General features: G+C 31.9%; 27 protein-coding genes and 2 pseudogenes. 13 read left to right on the top strand and 16 right to left on the bottom strand.

What is annotated here, in order from left to right; translation table 11 throughout:
• Window positions 1-212: 212 nt before the first annotated feature.
• Together HMPREF2578_RS11165 and HMPREF2578_RS11160 are read left to right on the top strand one after the other, a co-directional pair.
• Window positions 213-476, top strand: a complete 264-nt coding sequence (locus tag HMPREF2578_RS11165; RefSeq protein WP_176743745.1) for a hypothetical protein — start codon at window positions 213-215, stop codon at window positions 474-476.
• A pseudogene (locus HMPREF2578_RS11160) lies at window positions 458-661 on the top strand (glycerophosphodiester phosphodiesterase family protein); the annotation flags it as partial. The gene HMPREF2578_RS11165 and the pseudogene HMPREF2578_RS11160, both read left to right, overlap by 19 nt.
• Window positions 662-750: 89 nt before the next feature.
• Here the strand turns inward: HMPREF2578_RS11160 and HMPREF2578_RS07290 are convergent.
• From HMPREF2578_RS07290 to HMPREF2578_RS07270, 5 genes are all read right to left on the bottom strand, one after another.
• On the bottom strand, window positions 751-1,995 hold the full coding sequence (locus tag HMPREF2578_RS07290) for a Glu/Leu/Phe/Val family dehydrogenase (protein WP_002448212.1): 1,245 nt from the start codon (window positions 1,993-1,995) through the stop codon (window positions 751-753).
• Between the two features lie 108 nt (window positions 1,996-2,103).
• Window positions 2,104-3,294 (bottom strand): ornithine--oxo-acid transaminase, encoded by a 1,191-nt coding sequence (locus tag HMPREF2578_RS07285; RefSeq protein WP_049420589.1) that lies wholly within the window; start codon window positions 3,292-3,294, stop codon window positions 2,104-2,106.
• A gap of 267 nt (window positions 3,295-3,561) precedes the next feature.
• Entirely contained in the window at window positions 3,562-4,689 is a 1,128-nt protein-coding gene (locus HMPREF2578_RS07280; RefSeq protein ID WP_017175848.1) for an NADH-dependent flavin oxidoreductase, read from the bottom strand.
• Between the two features lie 174 nt (window positions 4,690-4,863).
• A complete protein-coding gene (gene ygs / locus HMPREF2578_RS07275) occupies window positions 4,864-5,247 on the bottom strand; it encodes a S1 domain-containing post-transcriptional regulator Ygs (protein ID WP_002455545.1) in 384 nt (127 codons plus the stop codon).
• Between the two features lie 227 nt (window positions 5,248-5,474).
• Window positions 5,475-6,077, bottom strand: a complete 603-nt coding sequence (locus HMPREF2578_RS07270; RefSeq protein ID WP_017175849.1) for a peptidylprolyl isomerase — start codon at window positions 6,075-6,077, stop codon at window positions 5,475-5,477.
• A gap of 68 nt (window positions 6,078-6,145) precedes the next feature.
• Between HMPREF2578_RS07270 and kapB the strand changes: the two genes are divergently transcribed.
• The 9 genes and pseudogenes from kapB (at window position 6,146) to HMPREF2578_RS07225 (ending at window position 13,688) form a co-directional block, all read left to right on the top strand.
• Window positions 6,146-6,526, top strand: coding sequence for a sporulation phosphorelay system protein KapB (kapB, locus tag HMPREF2578_RS07265; RefSeq protein WP_002448064.1), 381 nt, complete (start codon window positions 6,146-6,148; stop codon window positions 6,524-6,526).
• A 132-nt stretch (window positions 6,527-6,658) separates the two neighbouring features.
• A complete protein-coding gene (locus tag HMPREF2578_RS07260; protein WP_049379470.1) occupies window positions 6,659-9,061 on the top strand; it encodes a Na+/H+ antiporter subunit A in 2,403 nt (800 codons plus the stop codon).
• A complete protein-coding gene (locus tag HMPREF2578_RS07255; protein ID WP_017175851.1) occupies window positions 9,054-9,482 on the top strand; it encodes a Na(+)/H(+) antiporter subunit B in 429 nt (142 codons plus the stop codon). The genes HMPREF2578_RS07260 and HMPREF2578_RS07255 overlap by 8 nt, the downstream gene beginning before the upstream one ends.
• Complete coding sequence (gene mnhC1, locus HMPREF2578_RS07250; protein ID WP_002448250.1) at window positions 9,482-9,829, top strand: Na+/H+ antiporter Mnh1 subunit C; 348 nt, start codon at window positions 9,482-9,484, stop codon at window positions 9,827-9,829. The genes HMPREF2578_RS07255 and mnhC1 overlap by 1 nt, the downstream gene beginning before the upstream one ends.
• The gene (locus HMPREF2578_RS07245) at window positions 9,816-11,315 is read left to right on the top strand and encodes a Na+/H+ antiporter subunit D (protein ID WP_049382057.1); all 1,500 of its coding nucleotides are present in this window, start codon (window positions 9,816-9,818) and stop codon (window positions 11,313-11,315) included. The genes mnhC1 and HMPREF2578_RS07245 overlap by 14 nt, the downstream gene beginning before the upstream one ends.
• On the top strand, window positions 11,315-11,794 hold the full coding sequence (locus HMPREF2578_RS07240) for a Na+/H+ antiporter subunit E (RefSeq protein ID WP_017175853.1): 480 nt from the start codon (window positions 11,315-11,317) through the stop codon (window positions 11,792-11,794). Before HMPREF2578_RS07245 ends, HMPREF2578_RS07240 begins: the two co-directional genes overlap by 1 nt.
• Complete coding sequence (locus HMPREF2578_RS07235; RefSeq protein ID WP_017175854.1) at window positions 11,794-12,084, top strand: Na(+)/H(+) antiporter subunit F1; 291 nt, start codon at window positions 11,794-11,796, stop codon at window positions 12,082-12,084. The genes HMPREF2578_RS07240 and HMPREF2578_RS07235 overlap by 1 nt, the downstream gene beginning before the upstream one ends.
• Window positions 12,062-12,418 carry a Na+/H+ antiporter subunit G1 gene (locus HMPREF2578_RS07230; protein ID WP_017175855.1) on the top strand — a complete coding sequence of 119 codons (357 nt, stop codon included), beginning with the start codon at window positions 12,062-12,064 and terminating at the stop codon, window positions 12,416-12,418. Before HMPREF2578_RS07235 ends, HMPREF2578_RS07230 begins: the two co-directional genes overlap by 23 nt.
• Before the next feature lie 109 nt (window positions 12,419-12,527).
• Window positions 12,528-13,688: pseudogene (locus HMPREF2578_RS07225) on the top strand (NAD(P)-binding domain-containing protein).
• 57 nt (window positions 13,689-13,745) lie between these two features.
• On the opposite strand, the gene HMPREF2578_RS07220 reads toward HMPREF2578_RS07225, so the two are convergent.
• The 6 genes from HMPREF2578_RS07220 to HMPREF2578_RS07195 all read right to left on the bottom strand — a co-directional run bounded on the left by HMPREF2578_RS07220 (window position 13,746) and on the right by HMPREF2578_RS07195 (window position 19,384).
• Window positions 13,746-14,120: a PaaI family thioesterase gene (locus HMPREF2578_RS07220; RefSeq protein ID WP_017175858.1), complete on the bottom strand. Its 375-nt coding sequence runs from the start codon at window positions 14,118-14,120 to the stop codon at window positions 13,746-13,748.
• Between the two features lie 18 nt (window positions 14,121-14,138).
• Window positions 14,139-15,458: a Na+/H+ antiporter family protein gene (locus HMPREF2578_RS07215; RefSeq protein WP_017175859.1), complete on the bottom strand. Its 1,320-nt coding sequence runs from the start codon at window positions 15,456-15,458 to the stop codon at window positions 14,139-14,141.
• Between the two features lie 193 nt (window positions 15,459-15,651).
• Window positions 15,652-17,130, bottom strand: coding sequence for a M17 family metallopeptidase (locus HMPREF2578_RS07210; RefSeq protein WP_070508344.1), 1,479 nt, complete (start codon window positions 17,128-17,130; stop codon window positions 15,652-15,654).
• A gap of 99 nt (window positions 17,131-17,229) precedes the next feature.
• The gene (locus HMPREF2578_RS07205) at window positions 17,230-18,438 is read right to left on the bottom strand and encodes an NAD(P)/FAD-dependent oxidoreductase (protein WP_017175861.1); all 1,209 of its coding nucleotides are present in this window, start codon (window positions 18,436-18,438) and stop codon (window positions 17,230-17,232) included.
• Between the two features lie 328 nt (window positions 18,439-18,766).
• Window positions 18,767-19,126, bottom strand: coding sequence for a HesB/IscA family protein (locus tag HMPREF2578_RS07200; RefSeq protein WP_002448110.1), 360 nt, complete (start codon window positions 19,124-19,126; stop codon window positions 18,767-18,769).
• Window positions 19,127-19,138: 12 nt separating this feature from the next.
• Window positions 19,139-19,384 carry a YuzB family protein gene (locus HMPREF2578_RS07195; protein ID WP_017175862.1) on the bottom strand — a complete coding sequence of 82 codons (246 nt, stop codon included), beginning with the start codon at window positions 19,382-19,384 and terminating at the stop codon, window positions 19,139-19,141.
• Between the two features lie 315 nt (window positions 19,385-19,699).
• On the opposite strand from HMPREF2578_RS07195, the gene HMPREF2578_RS07190 reads away from it, so the two are divergent.
• Entirely contained in the window at window positions 19,700-20,764 is a 1,065-nt protein-coding gene (locus tag HMPREF2578_RS07190; RefSeq protein WP_017175863.1) for an NAD(P)/FAD-dependent oxidoreductase, read from the top strand.
• Window positions 20,765-20,855: 91 nt separating this feature from the next.
• On the opposite strand, the gene HMPREF2578_RS07185 is transcribed toward HMPREF2578_RS07190, so the two are convergent.
• Window positions 20,856-21,179: a YuzD family protein gene (locus HMPREF2578_RS07185; RefSeq protein ID WP_070508343.1), complete on the bottom strand. Its 324-nt coding sequence runs from the start codon at window positions 21,177-21,179 to the stop codon at window positions 20,856-20,858.
• A gap of 103 nt (window positions 21,180-21,282) precedes the next feature.
• On the opposite strand from HMPREF2578_RS07185, the gene HMPREF2578_RS07180 reads away from it, so the two are divergent.
• Window positions 21,283-21,525, top strand: a complete 243-nt coding sequence (locus HMPREF2578_RS07180) for a NifU family protein (protein WP_002433501.1) — start codon at window positions 21,283-21,285, stop codon at window positions 21,523-21,525.
• A gap of 67 nt (window positions 21,526-21,592) precedes the next feature.
• On the opposite strand, the gene dltD is transcribed toward HMPREF2578_RS07180, so the two are convergent.
• Genes dltD through dltA form a run of 4 tightly spaced genes read right to left on the bottom strand, consistent with a single transcriptional unit; the run spans window position 21,593 to window position 25,664 of the window.
• Complete coding sequence (gene dltD / locus HMPREF2578_RS07175) at window positions 21,593-22,750, bottom strand: D-alanyl-lipoteichoic acid biosynthesis protein DltD (RefSeq protein ID WP_049382060.1); 1,158 nt, start codon at window positions 22,748-22,750, stop codon at window positions 21,593-21,595.
• Window positions 22,747-22,983: a D-alanine--poly(phosphoribitol) ligase subunit 2 gene (gene dltC / locus HMPREF2578_RS07170; protein WP_002448193.1), complete on the bottom strand. Its 237-nt coding sequence runs from the start codon at window positions 22,981-22,983 to the stop codon at window positions 22,747-22,749. Before dltC ends, dltD begins: the two co-directional genes overlap by 4 nt.
• Window positions 22,984-22,998: 15 nt before the next feature.
• Window positions 22,999-24,213: a D-alanyl-lipoteichoic acid biosynthesis protein DltB gene (dltB, locus tag HMPREF2578_RS07165; protein WP_070436483.1), complete on the bottom strand. Its 1,215-nt coding sequence runs from the start codon at window positions 24,211-24,213 to the stop codon at window positions 22,999-23,001.
• The gene (dltA, locus tag HMPREF2578_RS07160; RefSeq protein ID WP_070508342.1) at window positions 24,210-25,664 is read right to left on the bottom strand and encodes a D-alanine--poly(phosphoribitol) ligase subunit DltA; all 1,455 of its coding nucleotides are present in this window, start codon (window positions 25,662-25,664) and stop codon (window positions 24,210-24,212) included. Before dltA ends, dltB begins: the two co-directional genes overlap by 4 nt.
• Window positions 25,665-25,678: the final 14 nt, after the last annotated feature.

Raw genomic sequence — 25,678 nt, 5'->3', positions numbered from 1 at the left:
TAAGTATTTCAATGTAAAATTACATATAAATATAAAGTAAATTGGCAAGACTCATTTTTTAGTTAAATTTAATTTAATTATTTTAACTTTCTCTATATTTATTGTTAATAAATTAATAGTTTTGCTAAAATTTTGAAAAAATTATTCTAAAAATTTCTTCTCTTTGCTAAAGTTTTAATGTATTTTTAAATTGAACTGAGAGGATGAATTTTTTGAAGGTTTCTAAAAAAGCAATGATATCTAGTTTAGCAATAGCCACTATCGGTTTAGTAACATTACATAATCCAGTAGAAGCAAATAATAATCATAACAACTATAGCACTACTTCTAATTCTGCTGCAACACATCAACAGTTTAATCAATCACAAAATAAATATACGTCAGTAGCGATTAGTAAACATCGTAATCAAGATCATTCGAATTGGATGACCAACTTAACTGGCGAACGTTTTACGACTATCGCTCATATGCCATAGATGTCGGCCCAGATTATACTAGTTTAAGTGCTGAAAACACTAAGCATTTAAAAGATTTAGGTTTCCTAATTCATCCTTATACAGTAGATAAAACTACAGATATGCAACGTTTAAATCAATATGGTATTGACGGTCTATTTACAAATTTTGCTGATAAATATAAAGCTACTATCCCAAACGAGTAATTTTATTAATTAAATCACTCTATAAAAAAACCTCCCAATGACGAGTATATATTTCTCATCATTGGGAGTTTCATTTTTAATAGTTATATTTACGCCCATCCACGATAGCGTGCTGCTTCAGCGGTACGTTTAATTCCTACAATATAAGCTGCCAATCTCATATCAATTTTTCTATTCTGAGCTAATTCATAAATAGTGTCAAAAGCCTCGATTAATTTTTCCCGTAATTTTTCATTGACTTCATCTTCTGACCAGTAATAACCTTGGTTGTTTTGTACCCATTCAAAATAAGATACTGTCACGCCACCTGCACTTGCTAATACATCGGGTACAAGTAAAATATCACGTTCAGTTAAAATACGTGTAGCTTCTGGAGTGGTTGGTCCATTTGCCGCTTCTACAACAATGTCAGCTTTAATATCGTGTGCATTATCTTCTGTGATTTGATTTGAAATTGCAGCCGGTACTAAAATATCACAATCAAGTTCGAATAATTCTTTATTTGAAATTGTATCTTCAAATAAGTTAGTTACAGTACCAAAGCTATCACGACGATCTAGTAAGTAATCGATATCTAAGCCATTAGGATCATGTAATGCACCATATGCGTCTGAAATACCAACTACTTTAGCACCCATATCATTTAAAAATTTAGCTAAGAAACTTCCAGCGTTCCCAAAGCCTTGAATCACAATACGTGACCCTTTAATTTCTTTTCCTCTACGCTTAGCAGCTTGTTCAATAGCAATCACTACGCCAAGAGCAGTAGAACGATCACGTCCTTGTGAGCCACCTAAGACAATTGGCTTACCAGTAATAAAACCTGGAGAATTAAACTTATCTAAAGCACTATATTCATCCATCATCCAAGCCATAATTTGAGAATTTGTAAACACATCTGGAGCAGGAATATCTTTAGTTGGTCCTACAAATTGAGAAATTGCACGTACATATCCTCGTGATAAACGTTCTACTTCATGAATACTCATTTGACGTGGATCACATACAATACCACCTTTACCTCCACCATAAGGTAAGTTGACAATGCCACATTTTAAAGTCATCCACATCGATAAAGCTTTGACTTCTTCTTCATCTACATCAGGATGGAAACGAACGCCACCTTTAGTAGGACCTACAGCGTCATTATGTTGTGCACGATACCCAGTAAATGTTTTAACTGTACCATCGTCCATACGTACTGGAATACGTACTTGCAAGAATCTTAATGGTTCTTTAATTAAATCATACATACCATCATCAAATCCCAATTTATGCAATGCTTCTTTAATGATGCTTTGTGTAGAAGTCACTAAATTATTATTCTCAGTCATAATCACTTTCGCCTCTTTTTTTTCACAAATGTTTTCGCTTTCATAAGTATTGTAACACGCCTATACTTTTTAAAGAAATTAAATCATGCCATATTACGTCATATCTATTTACTTAAATACACTTCTAATTCGATTTAATGCTTCATCTAATTCTTCTTTAGTAATAACCAAAGGTGGTGCAAAACGAATTACTGTATCATGGGTTTCTTTACATAATAAACCTTTTTCTTTCAATGCTTCACAAAATGGTCTTGCACTTTCGTGTAATTCCACACCAATGAATAACCCGCGTCCACGAACTTCTTTAATTGCAGGGTGATTAATCTTTTGTAATTCTGATTTAAAATATTCACCTAGTTCATTTGAATGTTCTGGTAAATTTTCATCGATAATGACATCTAAAGCCGCAATTGACACTGCACAAGCAAGCGGATTGCCACCAAAAGTAGAACCATGAGAACCAGGTGTAAATACATCAAGCACCTCGTTATCTGCTAATACAACTGAAATTGGTAAGACGCCTCCACCAAGCGCTTTACCCAAAATATATACATCCGGTTTAACATTATCCCAATCACATGCAAATAATTTTCCAGATCGTCCTAATCCAGCTTGAATTTCATCGGCGATAAACAAAATATTATGTTCATTACATAAATCTCTAATGGTTTTCAAATAACCTTCTGGAGGAATATTAATGCCTGCTTCGCCTTGAATAGGTTCAACTAAAACAGCTGCTGTGTTTTTATTAATTGCTTCTTTTAATTGTGTTTCATTGCCAAAGTCAACTTTACGAAAACCATCTAATAAAGGACCATATCCACGTTGATATTCAGCTTCAGATGATAAAGACACAGGGGCCATTGTACGACCATGGAAGTTCCCATTAAATGCAATAATCTCAGCTTGATTTGGTTCAATACCTTTAACGTCATAGGCCCAACGACGTGCAGCTTTTAAGGCTGTTTCAACTGCTTCAGCACCTGTATTCATTGGTAGTGCTTTATCTTTACCAGCTAATTTACAAATTTTTTCGTACCATTCCCCTAAGTTATCACTATGAAAAGCACGAGAGACAAGTGTCACTTTATCTGCTTGATGTTTTAATGCTTGAATAATTTTTGGATGACGATGACCTTGGTTAACTGCTGAATATGCTGATAACATATCTATATATTTATTACCTTCTGGATCAGTAACCCAAATCCCCTCTGCTTTTGAAACAACAATTGGTAGCGGCACATAGTTATGAGCACCGTAATGGTTTGTTAGTTCAATAATTTTTTCAGATTTAGTCATAATATCTCCCCTTTGCTTATTGTTATATTAAAACTAATCACTATATTTACTGGCTTTCGCAATTCTATTTTAAAACATTAAAGTCTCTCTAAATCCATTTATGAAAGCCCTTACAAAGATAATGACATATCCTCTTATCATTTTACAAGTAAATTATTTCTATTAGCTAAAATTTTAATATAAACCTTTTTTTCTTAATAAAAAAGGTAGTGGACAAAATTCATTATGAGTTCTGTCTCACTACCATACTATTTCATATTTTATTAATTATTTATCTTTACGAGGTAACGGATAAAATCCTTTATTAAATTGTTCCCATAAATTTGGTGGTAACGCATGTTTATCTTCACGATTTGGATCAAAGTATGAGATAATTTCCTCTTCTTTACCCTCTTCAATTTTATGGATAAAGTTATAATCTAGAAGAATTCCACGACCTAATGCTACGAGTTCAATGCCTGTCGATTCTACTGCATCTAAAGCATCATCAGCAGTAAATACAGAACCTATACCAATGACTGGCATACGTCCATCTACCCATTGATGGATAAGTTTTAGACGTTCTTCTCCTTCATATTTACCCTCACGTGTTTGTGAATGAATATCCATAATTGAAATATGAACATAATCAATCGCTTTTTTTGTAATTGTTTTAATTAATTTTTCTGTGTGTTCCATTGAAATACCAGGTGATTCTGCTTCTTCTGGTGATAATCTATAACCTACAATAAAATCTTTATTTGCATAAGTTTCTTTAACTTTTAATACTTCATCAATCACTGCAAGTGGGAATTTTAAATGGTCTCCCCATTCATCTTCACGACGATTATAGTATGGAGAGAAGAATTGATGAATTAAGTAATGGTTCGCTCCATGTATTTCTACGCCGTCAAATCCAGCTTCAATGGCGCGACGTGTAGCTTCACCGAAATCTTTAATTGTTTGTTCGATTTCTTCAGTAGTGATTTCTCTTGCATGATGTTCCTGTTGTTGACCAAAACTTTTCATTGAAACGGGGCTTGGTGCCACAACATCTCCATTAGGAGTCAATTCAGGTAAAGCTTGTGCACCACCATGATGAATTTGTACTAATGCTTTTGCGCCATTTTTCTTCATTGCTGTCGCTAAGCGTTTTAAACCTTCGATATCTGAATCGTGTGCGACAGATGGTTGGCCTGGGAAGGCTTTACCAATATCATTTACATTACTTGCAGCATTAATTGCAAGACCTACATCTTTGGCACGTTTCTCAATGTAAGAAATTTCGACATCTGAAATAGTACCATCATCATTTGATGATGTATGTGTTAAAGGTGCAAGTACAAAGCGATTTCTTAATGATACACCGTTGGGTAATGTAACAGTTTCAAATAATTTTTTATATTTATTATTCATAAGTAATTCCTTTCTAAATCTTTTAGTTTTATTATTTTCAAACTATAACATGAACATTTTTATGTCTCTACTTTTATGCTTATATGCATTAACCATCTTTTTAAATTTAGCAATATATTGACATAATAAAAAACGTTACTTAAAAAAGTAACGTTTTAGCGTGTTGACAGTCATTCAATTATTATTACGAATTGCACGTTTAGACTGCTTAATCCAGACCGGTAGGCGTTCTTCAAGCGTTTGAAACCCATACTTTTCTGTCTCTTTAATTTCATCTAATACAGACTGTTTTTCTTTTTTTCGTTCATAATTCTTAAAGTAATCATTATCTTTAAGTGACAAATTAAGCTTTCCTTCATCGTCTATAGAAAGGATTTTAGCTTTTACAATTTGACCTTCTGATAGAAATTTTTTTAGATTATGGACATAATCATCCATAATCTCTGAAATATGGATAAGTCCTTCAGTATGGTCAGGGGTCTCAACAAAAGCGCCATACGGTTGAATTCCAGTCACACGCACTTTAATATGCTGACCTTCTTTATAGTGAGTATTCAACTTGATAACCCCTTATTTCGTTTTTCTTAACATATTAATAATAGCATAAATCCCATACTTGGACTAACGATAAACTAATAAAAAATTAATTTCTTTAGAAATTTATATTTCTTCTTCATAAATTTACATTAAAAAGTTCGTTTTTAATAAAAAAAGATGAGCATAAATGTCTTATTTAAAACAGTTTACGCTCACCTTTTTTTATTTAATGATATTTCTTTGATGAATTAAGCTTTTTTATCTTCTACATCAATAGATTCAATAACCACATCATGTACAGGCTTATCTTGTGCCCCTACTTTAGTATTTGCAATATCTTCTAATGTAGTTTCACCGTCAATTAATTGACCAAACACAGTATGTTTTTGATCTAACCAAGGTGTTCCACCTTTTTCTGCATAAGCTTTAGCAATTGGTTCAGGCCAACCGCCATCAACAAGCTGATTAAGCATTGTATCTGGTACTTCTTTCATTTGAACAACAAAGAATTGTGAACCATTTGTATTTGGACCAGCATTTGCCATTGAAAGTGCACCATATAAATTAAATGCTTCTAATGAAAACTCATCCTCAAATGAACCTCCATAAATACTTTCTCCTCCCATACCAGTAGCAGTAGGGTCTCCACCTTGAATCATAAAATCATTAATGACACGATGGAATGTAATGCCGTCATAATATCCATTTTTTGCATGTGTCACAAAATTTTCAACTGTTTTTGGAGCAATCTCAGGAAACAGCTTAAATGTCATATCTCCTTTATTTGTATGCATAATTACTTTAATTTCATTATCTTGTATTTCTTTATTTAACTGTGGATAGTTAGTCATTTAAATTCTCCATTCATGTTATGATGATATAGATACATATTAACATATTTGAAAGGAAGTAATATAGCATGTTATATCGATTCTCTCACAAAACAGGTACTTATGGTGTAACGATTAAAGAAGATAGCGATCATCAAGTTTTAGTACAAATTGAACAAGTCATTAAACATCCTAAACAAGGAGATTTACATCATCCTGGTGAAACTGAAGGTGTTTTTTTTCATGAAAGACGTGCTTTAAGCCATTATGAAAAACGTTATGCAACACGTTCACAATTGAGAGATTTTAATGTAGAAGAGATGAAATATGAAGATTCTTTACAACAAGCGATTACTAAAATGGAAAACGAATTAAAACAACAACACACAGAATACGCAAAATTGGCATTAGACAATTTAAACAGTCTAAAAAAAGACTATTCTATCCAATATAAACAAAATTTTTTCTAGTCCATTTTACGTCTTTCTTCCTATTTAACAAGATAAGTAAAATTGCTGACTTTACATCTTTTCACAGTTTTTCAGAATAAATTGATTGATGTATAATAAAATTTATAACAATTTTTGAAGGAGGAAAATATAGTGAGTTTGATACATATTGCGGTACTTTTACCGTTAATATTCGCACTCATTATTCCAATTCTTTATCGTTTCTTTAAAAAGATTCATTTAGGATGGTTTGTATTACCTGTTCCTGTTGTCTTATTTATTTATTTTTTATCTTATATTTCAACTACTCAATCAGGTAATACAGTAATAAAAACTTTCAATTGGATGCCACATATCGGCATGAATTTTGATATTTATCTTGATGGCTTAAGCATACTCTTTAGTTTGCTTATAACTGGCATTGGAAGTTTAGTAGTTCTTTATTCAATCGGTTATTTAGATAAATCTGAACGATTAGGGAATTTTTACTGTTATTTATTACTGTTTATGGGTGCAATGTTAGGCGTCGTACTCTCAGATAATATCATTATCTTATATCTATTCTGGGAATTAACTTCATTCTCAAGTTTTTTACTCATTTCTTTTTGGAGAGAAAAGAAAGCTTCTATATATGGAGCACAAAAGTCACTGATTATCACTGTATTTGGAGGACTTAGTTTACTTGGTGGATTAATCTTAATTTCACTTGCAGGACAATCATTAAGTCTACATTATTTAATCCATCATGTATCTCAAATACAAGACAGTTCTTTCTTTACACTTGCAATGGTTTTAATTATGTTAGCAGCTTTCACAAAATCTGCACAAGTGCCATTTTACATTTGGTTACCTGATGCAATGGAGGCACCTACTCCTGTCAGTGCATATTTACATTCAGCTACAATGGTTAAAGCAGGGTTATATCTTGTTGCACGTTTAACCCCATTATTCGCGATATCAGAAGGATGGATATGGACTATTACTTTAGTAGGCTTAATCACACTATTTTGGGCTTCATTAAATGCAACGAAACAACAAGATTTGAAAGGGATTCTAGCATTTTCTACAGTTTCACAATTGGGAATGATTATGTCTATGCTAGGTATTGGAGCTATAAGTTATCATTTTGAAGGTAGTGACAGTCAATTATATATCGCTGGTTTTACAGCAGCTGCTTTCCATTTAATTAACCATGCTACCTTTAAAGGTGCATTATTTATGATTACAGGTGCCATTGATCATGTGACAGGCACACGTGATGTAAAAAAATTGGGCGGTTTACTTACTATCATGCCAATTTCTTTTACTCTTACTGTAATTACAGCATTAAGTATGGCAGGTGTGCCACCATTTAATGGTTTCTTATCAAAAGAAAAATTCTTAGAGGCTATGATAGAAGCTACACACACGCCTCTATTTAGTTTAAATACTCTAGGTATTATTTTTCCAATTTTAGCGATTGTAGGTAGTATATTTACATTTGTATATTCAATTAAATTCGTACTACATGTATTCTTTGGTAAATATCATTCTGATTTATTACCTAAGAAAGCACATGAAGCATCATTATTAATGTTAATTTCACCAGCAATTCTAGCAACGCTAGTTGTTGTTTTTGGACTATTCCCTGGACTATTAACACATTCTATAATCGAACCAGCTACTAAAGCCATAAGTGGAATATCAACCGTACATGCAGAATTCCATATGTTCCATGGTATTACTCCTGCGTTCATCTCTACTTTAACGATTTGGATTGTAGGTATTATCTTATTATTTACGTTCAATTACTGGATTCGTTTATTAAAAGCACAACCAGACAACTTAAAATTAAATTATTGGTATGATACTACTGGCAAATGGTTACCAAATCATTCCGCTTCTCTAACTAATTATTATGTTAATGGGTATGTACGTGATAGTTTAGTCTTTATTTTTGGTACATTAATTGTGTTAACACTCATCACATTAGTGAGGGTGCCGTTTAGCTTTAATTTTAAAAATATAAATACAATTCACATCTATGAAATGATTATTATCATAATACTTACTATCTCAGCGTTCTTAGTTGTTACAGCAACATCTCGTTTATTTAGTATTATTATGCTTAGTGTTGTTGGCTATGCAGTATCAATTTTATTTGTTTTCTTTAAGGCACCTGATTTAGCTTTAACACAATTTGTTGTTGAGTCTATCTCAACGGGTCTATTTCTATTATGTTTCTATCACTTGCCTAACTTAAATCGCTATAATGAAAAAACATCATTTAAATTAACGAATGCTATCATCTCTATTGGTGTTGGTTTGGTAGTGACAATATTAGGTCTTATCGCTTATGGTAATAGACATTTTTCTTCTATTGGAGAATATTACAAGGCACATGTTTATGACTTAGCACATGGTAAAAATATGGTTAACGTTATTCTCGTAGACTTCCGTGGTATGGATACCTTATTTGAATCTTCTGTATTAGGTATTGCAGGTCTTGCAGTTTACACGATGATTAAATTACGAAGTAAACGTAACAAAACAAGTGAGGTGGAAAGCAATGAATAGACAAAATAACAATTTAATGTTTCAGTATTCAGCTGTAATTATTGCTTTCTTAATTGCTCTTTTTGGTATTACTTTATTTTTAGCAGGACATTACACACCAGGTGGAGGATTTGTTGGTGGATTGCTTCTATCAACCGCTTTAACCATTATTATGATTGCATTTGATATAAAAACGATGCGTAAAATCTTTCCTTGGGATTTTAAAATCTTAATTGGTATTGGTTTATTATTCTGTGTAAGTACGCCGATAGCAAGTTGGTTTTACGGAAAAAGTTTCTTTACACATACAGAATTTAATATTCCATTACCACTTCTACACTCTGTTCATATGAATACACCAATGTTCTTCGACTTTGGCGTTATGTGTGCAGTAATTGGTACAGTAATGACTATTATTATAACGATTGGAGAGAACGAATAGTGGAAATTATTATGATTATTGTATGTGGCATACTTACATCAATCAGTGTCTATCTCGTTTTATCTAAAAGTTTAATACGTATTATTATGGGAACAACGCTGATTACACATGCATCAAATTTATTTTTAATTACTATGGGAGGATTGAAACATGGTGAAATGCCAATATATGAAAAAGATATTCATCACTATGTAGATCCAATCCCTCATGCATTAATACTTACTGCAATTGTTATTGCATTTGCAACTACTGCTTTTTTCTTAGTCTTAGCTTTTAGAACGTATAAAGAATTAGGCACAGACAACATAGAACAAATGAAAGGAGTGCCTAGTGATGATAGCAACTAATATGGTTGTTCTTACATTAGTTATACCAATCATTACCGCTATTATTCTTATCTTTTTGGGTCAACGCTATCCATTAAAGCGTGCGGTCACATTGATAGGTTTAGTTTTAACTTTGATTGTAGCGATGATTAATTTAATTAATGTTAGTAAATTTGGTCCTCTTAAAGTAGAATTAGGTTCTTGGCCAGCCCCATATGGTATTATCTTTTTATTAGATACGTTAGGGGCAATGTTGATTGTAACGAGTATTATCATTACTCTGCTCATTACGATCTATTCTTTTTCAACTGCCGGAATCGATAGAGAGCGTTACTATTTTCATTTTTCAATCGTCTTTATGTTAGTGGGTATTATTGGTGCTTTCACTACTGGAGATATTTTTAACCTTTTCGTATTCTTTGAAGTCTTTTTAATGTCATCTTATGCATTGCTTGTATTAGGTGGTACACGTATTCAACTTCAAGAAACGGTCAAATATTTACTTATTAATGTTGTAACATCGACATTTTTCGTTATTGCTGTTGCTATCTTATATTCAATCGTCGGCACTTTAAATATGGCTGACATTAGCGTAAAACTGAATGAATTATCTCATTCACATCAAGGATTATTAAGTATTGTCTTTATTTTGTTCATCTTTGTGTTTGCAACTAAAGCTGGTGTTTTTCCATTATATGTTTGGTTACCTGGATCATACTATGCGCCACCTTTTGCTATCATTGCATTCTTCGGTGCTTTATTAACTAAAGTTGGCGTCTATGCTATTTTAAGAACACTTAGTCTTTTTTTCCATAACACAATGAGTTTTTCTCACTATACTATTTTATTCTTAGCACTATTAACGATTATATTTGGATCCATTGGTGCCATTGCTTATTATGATATTAAAAAAATTATTTTATATAATATTATGATTGCAGTAGGTGTCATACTCGTTGGTGTTGCTATGATGAGTAAATTAGGAATTATGGGTGCTATATATTATACCATTCACGATATGTTAGTTAAGACTGCACTTTTCTTAATTATTGGTGTCATGTATCAAATTACCAAAACATCAAATCTTAAGTCATTCGGTGGTTTAATTAAGACATATCCTATACTTGGTTGGTCTTTCTTTATTGCAGCTTTAAGCTTGGCTGGTATTCCCCCATTTAGTGGGTTTTATGGAAAATACTTTATTGTAAAAGCCGCTTTTGAAAAAGGATTTTATATCAGTGCAATTATCGTATTACTTTCAAGTTTAATCGTACTCTATTCTGTGATTCGTATTTTCCTACATGGTTTCTTTGGTGAACCTAAGGGATATAAAATGAATAACAATGTAAATGTAAAACAAGCAACAATCGTTTCAGTAATTGCAGTTATCATTACTGTACTATTTGGTTTATCTGCTGATGCACTTTATCCATTTATATCAGAAGCAGCTAAATCTTTCTATGATCCTAATGTTTATATTAAAAGTGTATTAGGAGGTAGATACTAATGGCTCTTCAATTTGTGTTAAATATTATATTAGCTATTATATGGATGTTTTTAAGCGGCAGTTATACATTTAATAACTTTTTACTAGGATTTTTAATAGGAATTGGGCTTGTTTACTTATTTAAAAAAGTATTGCCTGGTAGTTTTTATTTAAAAAGAGTTTATAAAGTCATTAAATTGATTGTTGTCTTTTTTATAGAATTAATGAAAGCCAATATTGATGTATCCAAAATTGTGTTACAGCCAAGACTTAAAAATCAACCTGGTTTCTTTATTTATCACACAGATTTAAAACATGATTGGCAAATTGTTTTATTATCTAATTTAATCACTTTAACACCAGGAACTGTCGTTTTAGGTATTAGTGATGATAGAACTAAAATATACATTCACTCAATTGACTTTAGTACGAAAGAAGAAGAAATTGAAAGCATTAAATCATCACTTGAAAAAGTAGTGAGAGAGGTGGGCGAAGCTTAATGGTAAAAACAATTATTATTATTGCTTTAATTGTCGTAGTATTATCGATGCTAGCAATGTTTATTCGTATTATTAAAGGTCCCACTTTACCTGATCGCGTCCTTGCACTAGACGCTATTGGCTTACAATTGATGGCGTGTGTTGCATTATATAGTGTATTTATCGGCTCACAATACTTACTTGTAGTTATTTTACTTATTGGTATTTTAGCTTTCTTAGGTACAGCAGTATTCTCTAAATTTATAGATAAAGGTAAGGTGATTGAACGTGATAGCAAAAATCATCATTAGTTTAGCCATCATTTTCATTATCTTAGGTGCATTGATAAGTGCAATTACTGCTATTGGTATTATTCGTTTAAAAGATGTCTATTCACGCGGTCATGCTGCAGGTAAATCTGCAACATTAGGTGCTATATTTTTATTATTTGGAACGTTTTTATATTTTATGGGAACAGAAGGATACGCCAATATGCAACTGATATTCGGCATTATTTTCATTTTGATTACTGGCCCTCTTTCTAGCCATTTAATGATGAAAGCATCATATAATAATAAAACGCCTTATACTAAAGATACAAAAATTGATGAACTTAAAGATGAATTTAACAATAAGAAAATATAATTTGATAAAAATCGAGGTACTTTCTTAAAGTGCTTCGATTTTTTGTTTTGAAAAAGATAGTTTTATGTTATTATAAATCGTAATAATTACGTTTTAAAAGGGTTTTATTATACATTGGACTATTATTGGTGGCGGTATACAAGGAACCACTATAGCAATTAAGTTATGTGAAGTAGGCATGTCCATCCAAAATCTTACAATTATCGACCCTCATGATTCTTTATGCGAACAATTTCATAAATGCACAAATAGAATTGCTATGCCTTACTTACGTTCACCTATTGTACATCATATTCATCCTGACCCATTTCATTTAAAAAAATTTGCAAAAATGAATTAGTATATTAATCCAACTTTTGGTCGTTATCAAAGATCTCAAACAGAGATGTTTATGGATCACACACATGCTCAAATACATAACTACCATCTAAATCAAAGTTATATTCAAAGTTATGTTCAACGCATTGAAAAAAATCAAAGAGGATGGAGTATTACAACAAGTCATCATTCTGTCATTCAAACTGATTGTGTTGTTTTAGCACAAGGATGTCATAATGAACCTTTTGTCCCTGCCGCATTTACTCAAGCTAAAGATGTATGTCATATATTTAGTGATCATTTTAATTCTCAATTATTTTCACAATCATCTCATGTCATTGGAAGTGGTATTTCAGCTGCTCATTTAACATTAAAGCTTTTAAAATTAGATAAGAATAAAATCGTTCATTTATGGATGAATAAAAATATAGATATTCAACATTTTGATGCTGATCCTGGTGGGCTAGGTCCAAAAAAAATGAAGGCCTTTTTAAATCATTCTTCACATGAAGAAAAACTTCAAACAGTGTTAACAGAAAGACATAAAGGTTCAATGCCTCACGAGTTATATTTACGCTTAAAGAAATATGTTCAAAATAAAAGACTTATTATACATAAAGAAGAGATTAAGGACTTAAAATCGCATCAAATTATTACTGAAAATTTAAATATCCCATATGATTACATACTTTTAGCAACTGGATTTAAGTCTTCAATTTTGCAGCAACCCATGATACAATCTCTAATTCAAAATGCTAATGCCCCCCTCCTATCTTGTGGATTTCCAAAAATCACACATGAATTAGAATGGTTACCTCATTTATTTGTTGCTGGTGGACTAGCTGATTTAGAACTTGGTCCATTTGCTAGAAATATCATGGGAGGTAAAGAAGCAGCTCAAAGAATTTATAGCGTATTTCAAAGAATAAATCACCATAGAGAAGTATCATAAATATAAAATACTAGCCCGTAGATGAATATTTTCTACAGGCTAGTATTTTATAATTTGTTATTTTAATGGTTTAATCCCTATTGTACCTCTCATGATACTAATTAATTTATCTTGATCACTTTTAATTTCTATATTCCATACTTGTGTCGTATGACCTTTATGAATAATAGAAGCGGTAGCAATCACGCGTCCCTCTTTTACTGAGTGAATATGATTGGCATTCATTTCTAAACCTAATGGGATAAAGTGTTTCGTATCAATTAAATGGGCAGCGCCTAATGAACAAGCTGTTTCACCTAATGCAATACTTGCACCACCATGTAGATAGCCAAAGGGTTGTTTAACCTTATCAGTGACTGGCATGGAAATTACAACTATTCCCTCATCTACTGTTTCGATTTTCATATCAAATGTTTCAAGTAAATTAGACATGTTGTCACCTCTTTTTTTCTATAATACCATTGCAGCTATTGTACCAAAAATCATCAATGGAACATTATAGAAAAGGAAGTTAGGTATACATGTATCTCTAATGTGATCATGTTGACCATCTACATTAAGACCTGCTGTGGGTCCAAGTGTTGAATCACTTGCTGGTGAACCAGAATCTCCAAGTGCAGCAGCTGTTCCTACTAAAGCAATTAATGCCATATTATCTAAACCAAGAGATGAACCTAGTGGTATAAATAAAGCTGCAATAATTGGAATCGTAGCAAAAGATGATCCAATGCCTAACGTAACAATAAGGCCGACAATATACATTGCAATAATAGTAATTAATTTATGTCCATTTGTAATCTCAGTTAAACTAGAAACTAATTTTTCAATATCACCAGTAGCATTCATGACACCTGCAAAACCGTTAGCTGATAAAATAACGACACCAATAAATGACATTATTTTTATTCCTTCTACAAATTGACTATCTAATTCATTCCATTTATAAATACCAGAAATAAAGAATATCAGCACTCCTGCTAATGCTCCAAAAATCATTGAATCCGTAAATGTTTGAACTAAGAAAGTAGCGAAAATAGCAACAATCGTAACAACTAATACATATGGCCGAATTTCTGCTATTTCTTCTCCATTATCTTTAAGTACCTCTTGCTTATATTCACGTGGTTTACGATAAACAAACAACCCAATCACTAAACCGACAATATAACCAAGTGAAGGAATTAACATTGCTTTCCAAATCATATTAAATTCGATAGGATGATGAGCTTTTTGAAATCCACTTTGTATAATTTGGTGGAAAATCTGTCCAAAGCCATAAGGTAGTAAAACATATGGCCAACATAAACCAAATCCTATAACTAAACCAATTAATCGTCTATCAATTTTCAAATCGTTAAATAGACTAAGTAATGGTGGAATTACAATTGGTATAAATGCAATATGTACTGGAATTAAGTTCTGACTCATAATACTCATTGCTAGTAATACTAAAATAATAATCACTTTTACTTTAATCCTTGATAAGCGGCTATTCTCAGTATGAATCGCACGAATAATTTTATTTACTAAATAATCTGTGATGCCACTATATGATATCAGTGCTGCAAAGCCCCCTAATAAAGCGTAACTTAATGCCACTTCCGAACCATCTACAATATTTTTACCGAATACACTAATTACTTTGTTTAAACTCATGCCCGATATTAGACCACCTACAAGTGAACTAATAAATAAACTAATGATAACATTCAGTCTTAAGAGACATAATATAATCATTAATATTACGGCAATAACTACAGCATTAAACATTATACTCACATCCTTTATCACTCTACCGAACTAAAGTGTATAATTATGTGATTAATAATATCAAGTAGTTAGGCGGTTGTCAACGCCTAATATAATAGTATTTTAAAAAAATAAACGTCTAAGGTATCAATGTACCTCAGACATTTATCTATTTTGCCTCACAATGAATGTATATTCATTTCTAACATCCATTTTATATTGATTGTCTTAACCAATTCACAATGGTCATTATCATGCTTCCTGTCGGACCTTTAGGACCTTTATAGTTATTTTTATTAATCGTTGCAGGACCTGCAATATCAAAATGAATATGTGGTGTTTGCTCACTAAAATGCGTAACGAAAGCTGCAGCAAATAAGGCTTTACCTTGTCCATTTGTATGATTCACTAAATCAGCGACCTCTGTATTACGAATCAATTGTTGTTCAGTTTGAGTAATAGGTAATTCAACAGCGAATTCATCAACTTCTCTAGCACTTTTTAAAATGTGTTTCATATCTTCATCTGCATTCGAACTAAATAAAGCAGCTTTATCTTCTCCCAATGCCGCTATAGCAGCACCTGTAAGAGTAGCAAAATCACATATTAAACGTGGTTGAAATTGATTTGCATAAAATACGCCATCTCCTAAAACTAAACGGCCTTCAGCATCGCTATTTAAAACTTCTACTGTTTCACCACTTAAGGCAGTATATACATCATCTGGTTTCATAGCCTGTTGACTAATCATATTTTCTGCAGAGACAATGACACCTACAATATTTACTGGTAAAGATAATTTAGACGCAGCATCAATCATTCCTACAACGTTAGCAGCACCACACATATCAAATTTCATTGTTTGCATACCCATTTTAGATTTGATGCTATAGCCACCAGAATCATATGTAATCCCTTTCCCAACTAATGCAATAGGTGCTTCATTTTTATCTGTTCCATGATACGTTAAAGTAATAACAACAGGAGGGTGAGTAGATCCTTTACCTACAGCATGTAGTAAACCAAAACCTTCTGATAACAATGTGTCATTATTTTTAATATCTACTGAAACAGAAGACGATTTAAAGTGATGTGCTACTTCACTTGCAAAGTATTCTGGAGTAAGTATATTGGGAGGCATATTACTAAAGTCACGTGCTATATTCACCGATTCACCAATCAAATACCCTGCTTTTATATTTTTTGTATCCTCATCACTATTAGATGATTCTATATATAATTCCAGTTGATATGGTGTGGATTTGTTAGATTTATAGTTGTTAAATTCATAAATCGATTGTCTACTTTGTAATCCGAAAATCTCTGCAATACTTGTTTTGTCAATTTGTTTTGAATTAAATGTATCAAAAAGAACATTTGCTTCTGTCACACGCTCTTTTTTTAGATATTGAAAAAGTGTACCAAATACTTTTAAAAATGAAGCATAAGATAATGTTTTCAAATTTCCTAGTCCAACCGTAATTAAACGTTTAGGTTCATTATTTATGTATAAAATAGTCGAAGATGTTTTTCCTAATTGACTACTTACAATATGACGATGTCGGTAATTTTCAATAGTTTGTGTAAGGTCACTATTTTTGTACGTGATCTTTCCAATTTGATTAAGATGATCGGGTACTCCTAGAATAATAACGTCGGTCATTTTATTCGAATCATAATTAAAATGTATCATATAACTCTCCTTTAAAATAAAGGAGTGAGATATTGAAATCTATTTTGTTTCACAGATTTCTGTCTCACTCCTTAATGATTAAATATTTAATTTATTAACTTAGAATTTACCTTTTTTAAATGCTAAGCCAACGCCACCCATTTTGAATACTGCACGTGTATCAATCACTTTCTTCATGAACGCAGCTTTTTTACCAGTGATGTCTCTACCAAACACATGACCTACACCATCATGTGAACCTAAAGAACAAACTGTACCACGATCAATATATTCGAAGTCAGTTGTAGCTTGACCATTTAAGATATTTTCAATGTTTTTAGCAACATGTGCACCTTGTTGCATAGCAATTTGAGCTGTAGTTGGTAATGGACGTTCCTCACCTGCTGGGATAAACGCAGAAACATCACCAATAACGAAGATATCATCATGACCATCGATTGTTAAATCTTGTTTAGTTACGATACGACCACGTTTTACACCTTCGAATGATTCTTCCATAAGTTGACTACCGCGAACTCCAGCAGCCCACACTGCAGTATTGGCTTCAAGTTGTTGTTCTTGATCATTTGTTTTAACTTTGAAACCTTTTTCATTACAAGCAACGATTGGCGTACCAATTTTAAATTCAACGCCACGTTCTTCTAAATAATTAACTACATAATTTACAAGATTTTCTGAGAACATTGGTAAAATTTTAGGCATAGCTTCAACACATGTAATTTTAACTTTATTTTGATCTACACCATATTTATTACATAATTCAGGAATTCTGTCTGTTAATTCACCTAAGAATTCAATACCTGTAAATCCAGCGCCACCTACTAAAATTGCTAAATCATTTTCATCTTTCTCTTTTGATGCAGCGTAGTTCGCAAATTTATCTTCAATATGACGAGATAATTCGCGAGCAGTATGAATATTTTCAATTTGGAACGCATGTTCTTTCATTCCGTTAATACCGAATGTTTCACTTTCAAATCCTAAAGCAACAACTAAAATATCATATTCAAAAATACCATGAGTAGTTTCTACTTTTTTAGCGTTTCTATCAATTTTAGTTACTTCTGCATTGATGAAGTTGACTTTATTTTTGTCAATTACACTTTCAATTGGATAAATTAAATCTTCATAATTTAAAGTACCAGCTGACGCTTCGTGTAACCAAGTTGCTTCATAATGATATTTGTTTTTGTTAACTAAAGTGATTTCTGCTTCATTTGCAGATACTTCTTTTTGTAATTTAGTAACTGCTTGTAAACCTGCATATCCTGCACCTAATACAAGTACTTTTTTACGATTCTGTGCCATTTCATTCACCTAAGCTTTCGTATTTTTTCTTAAATGTAGATAAAGGCTACAAGTTTCAGAACATGTTGAAACGTAGTATTTTTATAATACAATAGTATTGTAAAAATACTAATTGTTTCGAAAAACTTTGAACTTAACCTATTTGTTCATCCCCATTTATAGTCTTAGTCAACACTTTTATATCCATTTTTGTGAACATTTATTCACAAAAAAGACAAAATTTAATCCACTTCCAATTTTATAGTTTTTATATCATATTTTCAAGCAACAACAGAACGATTATTTAAATTTATTATTACTATATTGTATTAACTTAAAAATATGAAACTTAACAATTTTCAGGATGTCCAGCTACTTTTGCTGTTCTAAAAGAACTGCCACATCCGCATGATGCAATTGCATTTGGATTGTCGATTTGGAATCCACCACCCATTAGTGATTGTTTAAAATCAATTTTAGTGCCATTCAGTACGGGAGCATCATCTTTATCTACTAAAACTTTTAATCCATAATATTCTAATACTTCATCATTTGATCCTGGAGCTTCTTCTGCAGACATACCATAGGTTAAACCTGTACATCCGCCACCATTCACTTTAATTTTTAAATAACCGTTTTCCATATGATTACTTTTCAACATGTCTTTTACTTCATAAGCTGCTGCTTCAGTAAGTGTTACTGTTGGCATTTCTAATCACTCCTATAATAAGTTTGTAAAATCATTTTCTTCTATGTGTTTATAAATATTGTTTAACAAATCTTCAGGTGTATCCCCTTCTATGACTTCTCCATCTACCAATGCATATAACCCAGAAGAACATAAACCACAATTATTGAGACATCCATATTCTAACACATCTACCTCAGGATCACTTTCGAGTTTATCGTAAACGTAGTCTCCGCCTTTGGCCATATTCGATATACAGAATTCGACTAATGGAAACATACTTCACCTTCTTTTTAATTTAATTATATTATTATAACAAATCTCTTTATATGTTGCATTGCTATGGTTTTTAACTAATTGTATTTTGCAATAACATTTTACATTCGTTTGTCGTTATTATTAAAAACATATATAATAAAATTATATTAATCTTTCATTTATTTGTTAGGGGACAATAAATGAAAAATAAGCGTTAAAATAGGCTGAATCACTTATTATTGAACCTATACTTTATTTATACAGTCTGACATTATAAAGGTCTGACATTAATACTACATAGACAATTGATATTTTAATGTAAAGGGGTAACATAATATGAAACATTTAGTTCTGCTTGGTGGAGGGTATGGTAATATGCGTATTATGTCGCGCATTCTTCCAGATGTTCTTCCTCAAGAATACACATTAACTCTTATAGATCGAATGCCGTTTCATGGTTTAAAACCTGAATTCTATGCGCTCGCTGCAGGCACAAAATCTGATAGTGATGTGCGAATGAATTTTCCTAATTCACATCGCGTAAATACAATTTATGGAGAAATAAGTGATATCGACTTAGATAACCAAATTGTTTCGGTAGGACAAACTAAAGTAGATTATAGTGAGTTGATTATCGGACTAGGTTGTGAAGATAAATATCATAATGTTCCAGGAGCTAAAGAATACACGCATAGTATTCAAACGCTTTCTAAAGCCCGTGAAACGTTTCATAGTATTAGCGAGTTACCTAAAGGAGCGCGTGTTGGAATTGTAGGAGCTGGCTTGAGTGGCATTGAATTAGCAAGTGAACTACGTGAAAGTCGCACAGATTTAGAAATTATTTTATATGATCGTGGACCTCGTATATTAAGAAATTTTCCAGAAAAATTAAGTAATTATATTGCGAAGTGGTTCCGCGAAAATAATGTAAACGTGGTTCCTAATTCATTGATTGATAAAGTTGAGCAAGGAACAATTTATAATAATGGTACACCAGAACCTGTTGATATTGTAGTATGGACAGCAGGTATTCAACCAGTTGAAATTGTAAGGAAACTGCCTATTGATACTAATAAAAGTGGTCGCGTTATCGTTAATCAATATCATCAAGTACCGACTTATAAAAATGTTTATGTAGTTGGAGATTGCGCAGCTTTACCACATGCGCCAAGTGCTCAATTAGCAGAAGTACAGGGGGATCAAATTGCCGATGTACTAAAAAAACAATGGAATCATGAACCACTTCCTGAAAAAATGCCTGAATTAAAAGTTCAAGGTTTCTTAGGTTCTCTAGGAGAGAAAAAAGGGTTTGCCTATATTATGGATCGTACAGTTACAGGACGTTTAGCGCATATATTAAAATCAGGTGTTTTATGGCTATATAAATATCATAATGGATAAACACAACTGGGAAGCGGGACAGAATTTAATTTCAATTCATCATCTCACGCTTCCCCTCATTTTTATAAAAAATCGAATACTCCACTTTGCATTAATTATTTATAATATATTGATCTATAAAATGAGTCACTTTTTTTGACTGAATATAACCGTCAGCCACATATTCATCGTTCATTGTAATAAGCGGGTAAAACAACTCATCATTTTCAATTTGCTCAATATATTGTTGATCATGATCACTTAAATTTTCAGTTTCTTTTTGAAAATCGATATATGTATATTCGAAATGAATATTAGGATATTTTCTTTCTAATAATGGTTTTAGCCACTCATACGTATTTTTAGAAGTTGGTGCATTGACACAACTAGCACACACTACATCCGTACCGTAAACAACAACACTTACTTTTGTCATATATTAATCCCCCGTTTAGTTTTATAGATTTTTCTTTCTTTATCTATTATAATAAATTAATAATAAGTTTATGAAGTATTTTACTTGAAAGGAGACATATCTCATGCCTACTGAGAATGCAACAATGTTTGATCAAGTAGCCGAAGTTATTGAACGTTTACGTCCGTTTTTATTACGTGACGGAGGAGATTGTACATTAGTCGATGTAGAAGATGGCATCGTAAAATTACAATTACATGGTGCGTGTGGAACATGCCCAAGCTCAACTATTACATTAAAAGCAGGTATAGAACGTGCTTTACACGAAGAAGTACCAGGCGTTATAGAAGTAGAACAAGTTTTCTAACGATATAAATTAAAGACACCCTACCCTCAGTATTTAATCAGAGTAGGGTGTCTTTTTTTTTTGCTATTTAGAATTGAGTTTGATGATTGTTCATATGTTTTTCAATTTGACGATCCATGTATACCCAACCTTTCCAACCTACATGTACCACATCACTTAATACATATTTTTCATAGTCTTTATTTGACATATCATACACTTTCCCACCATGTCCAACAACAGTTTTATGTATTTTTTTATAGACAGGTTCACGTGTTGAACGGTGAATACCTAAATGATCGTACCATTTACCATTTACTGGAAGAATAACATATTGTACATCAGCACCTGCTTGATGCATTGTATCTACTAGTAAAGATAAATCCTTAAACTCTGGTGAATTCATTTTAAATTCATATTGGCGACGATTCATTGGCTTTTTATGCATTAGTTTTTTCCAATATTCGTTACGGATACCATAACTATTAGAAGTAGAACGTTTTTCACCAAGTTGCACTGCTTTATTACTCATGTTTTTCCAAGAATCATTGGGTGATGTAAGTGAGTGTACATGAGTTAATGGTGATTTATCTAATGAAAAGTATGTTTTTATTGCCTCAATTTTAAGAAGTTGACTTTCTTTAAACTTAGAAATATAACGACCTTTTGGGTTGCTTGGATCTTTTACTAATTCTTTTAAATATTCCTTATTAGGAACACTTCTAAATTTTAATAATCGTTTAGCATAGCGTTGTTTTAACTCTGAAGGCATATCCTTTTGTTGAAATATCTGATTGATTTGATTTGGTGTCGTACGCGCAGCCATATCCATATCATTAACGCCATGTGTACTAAACCATTGTGGTGAAATGATAAATGTCATCTTTTTACCTTTAAGTTGATCATATTGACCCGCTAATTCAATAGCATTAATTAAATCTGTATTACCGCCCGTACCAACTAAGAATACAGGCTTTGTATTTTTTCGATGATGCATTGCTATCGCAGGATTAAACGGATCACGTTTATTTAACTCACTTGAACCATAAAGTGGATAATATTTATCATTACTAAATAATTGATTTTGAATGAGCGTACCTTTAAGTACTTGATCAGTTAGTGACGTTCTATTATCAGCAAGTGTCTTATTGTTAACGAGACCAGTAAACCAACTCGCAGGCATTAATACAAAAGCTAAAAATATGATTCCACTAATAAGAATTGGTAAAAATGGTTTGAATTTCATCGTAATTCTTCTAAAGCTTCAACAATTTTATTAGGAGTTGCCCATTCATCGCGATCAAAATCCATAATTGATACTTCAATTCCTAATCTATTTTGAATTTCTAATAATAATCCAACTGTTTGAAATGAATCAATAATTCCTTCTTCAAAAATCTCAACATCTGGGTTTTCTTTAACTACGTCATTTTCTGCTACATCAGCTAATACATCTAAAACTTGTTCTCTAAATTCCATCATTTATTTCTCCCTTTAAATTAATTTTCCTGAGAATATTAAGAATCCAAATGCTACAAAATGGAATGTGATAATAACACTTAATGCTATAGTAAAACCATTTTGAAAGCGAGGTGGATGTTTCTTTCTCCAACGTTCATAATATCCATATCCGATAAACATTAAACCGTGATAAATACCATAAACAATGTAAAATACTTCTAATCCGTGCCATACACCCATAATAAAGAAATTTAAGAAGAAGGCAAAATTTGACATTGCAAATTGATTCTTCATTAATTTTTTACGAGACATATAGAACAATGTTCTCATATAAACACAATCTCTAAACCAGAATGATAATGACATATGCCATCTATTCCAGAAATCTTTAATATTACGTGCTTTAAACGGCTGTTTAAAGTTTGGTGGTGTATTAATGCCATATAGATAACTCACTGCTACTGCAAATAAACTATAACCTGCAAAGTCAAAAAACAAGTAAAAGCTATAGGCATACATATATAACCATTTATGAGTAAAACCATGTAAATGCATTAATAATGGCATAATTGCATATACATTAATTAAATGAGCAATAATATATTTATATAAGAAGCCCATCATAATCATATGAATCGCTTTAACTACCATACCTCTGTATTGCTCACCAGTTGGTATTTTTTTATCATCTTTGACAAAACGTTTATAACGGTCGATTGGTCCTGAAGATACTGTTGGAAAGAATGAAATAAATTGAATCAATTTACCCACTTTAATCTCTTTAATAGAACCATCTCTAATCTCCATTATAAGTTGTACACTTTTAAAAGTAACATATGAGATTCCTAAGAATCCGACAAATTCAATTAACTTATGTTCATGGAAATGTATTTGATGTCCACCTAACCATGAACTTTGTAATATTTTAACAAGTGCTAAAGGTAAAATAGATAAAATCATAACAATTAAAAATTTAATAAAAGTATTATTTTTTTGTCGTGATTTGTAATACCACATGATTAACAATACTTGCCATATTAAATAAATTACAAAACTGATTAATTGAACACTTAAATATTTCTGTCCAAATAAATTGTATGTATCTGAAGAGAAAATAATCACAATCATAATCGCTGTACTTATTCCATTGTATACATAGCTTCGCTTACCTAAAAATCCGAGTATGATGACTGGTAAAAGAACGATAAATGCGACTAAGAAGAAGGTAAACGTACCATAAGGAATCATGTGTCAATATCCTCTGCAACTTGTTTACGATCAAGTTTTCCATTTGATGTTAATGGAAGTTGTTCCATCCAAACGAATTTTCTCGGAATCATATATTCAGGTAAGCGAGATTTCAATTCATTTTTAATGTTTCTGGTCATCTCTAAATCATTATCCACTTTCTCAGTAGGTACAATAGCACCTACAAGATACACAACTTTTCCATTTTTATAAATTGGTACAACAACGGTTTCTCTAACATATTTTGAGTGTCTTAGTTGTGTTTCAATTTCTTCTAGTTCCATGCGATAGCCGTTTAATTTTATTTGAAAATCGATACGTCCTTGGATAAACCAATAACCATCTTTTTCAATAGCTTTATCACCCGTGTGATAAATACGAACGCCATTATCAAACTTAAATACTGCTTCAGTTTTTTCTTTGTTTTTTAGATATCCTAAACTCACACTTGTTCCTTTAATAACAAGCTCACCTTCATCAGTTGTTGATAGTGTAGTATTCGGTCTTGCTACACCTACTGGAAGTGGATTATAACATTCTAAAATCTCGGGTGTGATTTTTACACCCGTAACTGCAACTGTCGCTTCCGTTGGTCCATATGTGTTATAAACAATTGCATTTGGATATCTATCAACAAGTGCTTTAGCTGTTCTATGCGGTAAAATTTCTCCACAAAAGAAGAAATGATTTAAACTTGGATAATCTTTTTCATTAAGGTTAGGAAGTAATAAACACATTTCTATAAATGATGGTGTTGATACCCAAGCATTAATTGGCGTTTGAACAAGCATTTCATTTAATAACTTCGGTTTTTTTATCATATCTTTATCTACTAAGTTAAGTGTTCCACCAGATGTTAAACATGGATAAATTGACATTACAGATAAATCAAATGAAAATGGTGCTTGGTTCAACCACTCCTGATGATTATCTGTTTCATTTAATGAGACCATCCATTCTGCAAACTCTATTAAACTCGCATACTCAATTTGCACACCTTTAGGCTCACCTGTAGAACCAGAAGTGAATATAGTATAAACAACATCTGTTTTATCCATTTGACTATCAAAAACAATAGGATAATCAGAATGTTTAATATCTTCGATTGTAAGTTCTTTCCTTGGTTGATTCACACTTGAATCAGTTGTATTTAAAATAAATGTTGGATCTACTTTATTCATAATCATTTCTACACGTTCTATTGGAACTGACGTATCAATTGGGACATAGCCACATCCTGCTTTGATTGCTCCTATCATTCCAACTATCATATATGGTGACATATGACCATAGATGATTAATGGCTTATTTGTATCTTGCAAATAATGTGCTAGCTTACTAGATTCTTCTATAAGTTGACGATACGTTAACTCATCTGATTTATGTCTAATAGCTACTCGATCTGGATTTTTTTGTCCAATATCATTAATTAAATTTATAATATCTGTCATCCTTTGACTCCTTA

Origin of the sequence: Staphylococcus sp. HMSC072H03, assembly GCF_001809305.1 — a bacterium.
Classification (GTDB): Bacteria; Bacillota; Bacilli; order Staphylococcales; family Staphylococcaceae; genus Staphylococcus; species Staphylococcus hominis.
Note: the sequence above shows the minus strand (reverse complement) of the source record. Positions and strands in the feature narration are given on the sequence as shown.

Excerpts from the sequence above, each read along its gene's own strand:
- HMPREF2578_RS07290 (WP_002448212.1), bottom strand. The coding sequence starts at position 1,995 with ATGACTGAGAATAATAATTTAGTGACTTCTACACAAAGCATCATTAAA.
- HMPREF2578_RS07285 (WP_049420589.1), bottom strand. The coding sequence starts at position 3,294 with ATGACTAAATCTGAAAAAATTATTGAACTAACAAACCATTACGGTGCT.
- HMPREF2578_RS07280 (WP_017175848.1), bottom strand. The coding sequence starts at position 4,689 with ATGAATAATAAATATAAAAAATTATTTGAAACTGTTACATTACCCAAC.
- HMPREF2578_RS07270 (WP_017175849.1), bottom strand. The coding sequence starts at position 6,077 with ATGACTAACTATCCACAGTTAAATAAAGAAATACAAGATAATGAAATT.
- kapB (WP_002448064.1), top strand. The coding sequence starts at position 6,146 with ATGTTATATCGATTCTCTCACAAAACAGGTACTTATGGTGTAACGATT.
- HMPREF2578_RS07255 (WP_017175851.1), top strand. The coding sequence starts at position 9,054 with ATGAATAGACAAAATAACAATTTAATGTTTCAGTATTCAGCTGTAATT.
- HMPREF2578_RS07245 (WP_049382057.1), top strand. The coding sequence starts at position 9,816 with ATGATAGCAACTAATATGGTTGTTCTTACATTAGTTATACCAATCATT.
- HMPREF2578_RS07240 (WP_017175853.1), top strand. The coding sequence starts at position 11,315 with ATGGCTCTTCAATTTGTGTTAAATATTATATTAGCTATTATATGGATG.
- HMPREF2578_RS07235 (WP_017175854.1), top strand. The coding sequence starts at position 11,794 with ATGGTAAAAACAATTATTATTATTGCTTTAATTGTCGTAGTATTATCG.
- HMPREF2578_RS07220 (WP_017175858.1), bottom strand. The coding sequence starts at position 14,120 with ATGTCTAATTTACTTGAAACATTTGATATGAAAATCGAAACAGTAGAT.
- HMPREF2578_RS07215 (WP_017175859.1), bottom strand. The coding sequence starts at position 15,458 with ATGTTTAATGCTGTAGTTATTGCCGTAATATTAATGATTATATTATGT.
- HMPREF2578_RS07210 (WP_070508344.1), bottom strand. The coding sequence starts at position 17,130 with ATGATACATTTTAATTATGATTCGAATAAAATGACCGACGTTATTATT.
- HMPREF2578_RS07205 (WP_017175861.1), bottom strand. The coding sequence starts at position 18,438 with ATGGCACAGAATCGTAAAAAAGTACTTGTATTAGGTGCAGGATATGCA.
- HMPREF2578_RS07200 (WP_002448110.1), bottom strand. The coding sequence starts at position 19,126 with ATGCCAACAGTAACACTTACTGAAGCAGCAGCTTATGAAGTAAAAGAC.
- HMPREF2578_RS07195 (WP_017175862.1), bottom strand. The coding sequence starts at position 19,384 with ATGTTTCCATTAGTCGAATTCTGTATATCGAATATGGCCAAAGGCGGA.
- HMPREF2578_RS07190 (WP_017175863.1), top strand. The coding sequence starts at position 19,700 with ATGAAACATTTAGTTCTGCTTGGTGGAGGGTATGGTAATATGCGTATT.
- HMPREF2578_RS07185 (WP_070508343.1), bottom strand. The coding sequence starts at position 21,179 with ATGACAAAAGTAAGTGTTGTTGTTTACGGTACGGATGTAGTGTGTGCT.
- HMPREF2578_RS07180 (WP_002433501.1), top strand. The coding sequence starts at position 21,283 with ATGCCTACTGAGAATGCAACAATGTTTGATCAAGTAGCCGAAGTTATT.
- dltD (WP_049382060.1), bottom strand. The coding sequence starts at position 22,750 with ATGAAATTCAAACCATTTTTACCAATTCTTATTAGTGGAATCATATTT.
- dltC (WP_002448193.1), bottom strand. The coding sequence starts at position 22,983 with ATGGAATTTAGAGAACAAGTTTTAGATGTATTAGCTGATGTAGCAGAA.
- dltB (WP_070436483.1), bottom strand. The coding sequence starts at position 24,213 with ATGATTCCTTATGGTACGTTTACCTTCTTCTTAGTCGCATTTATCGTT.
- dltA (WP_070508342.1), bottom strand. The coding sequence starts at position 25,664 with ATGACAGATATTATAAATTTAATTAATGATATTGGACAAAAAAATCCA.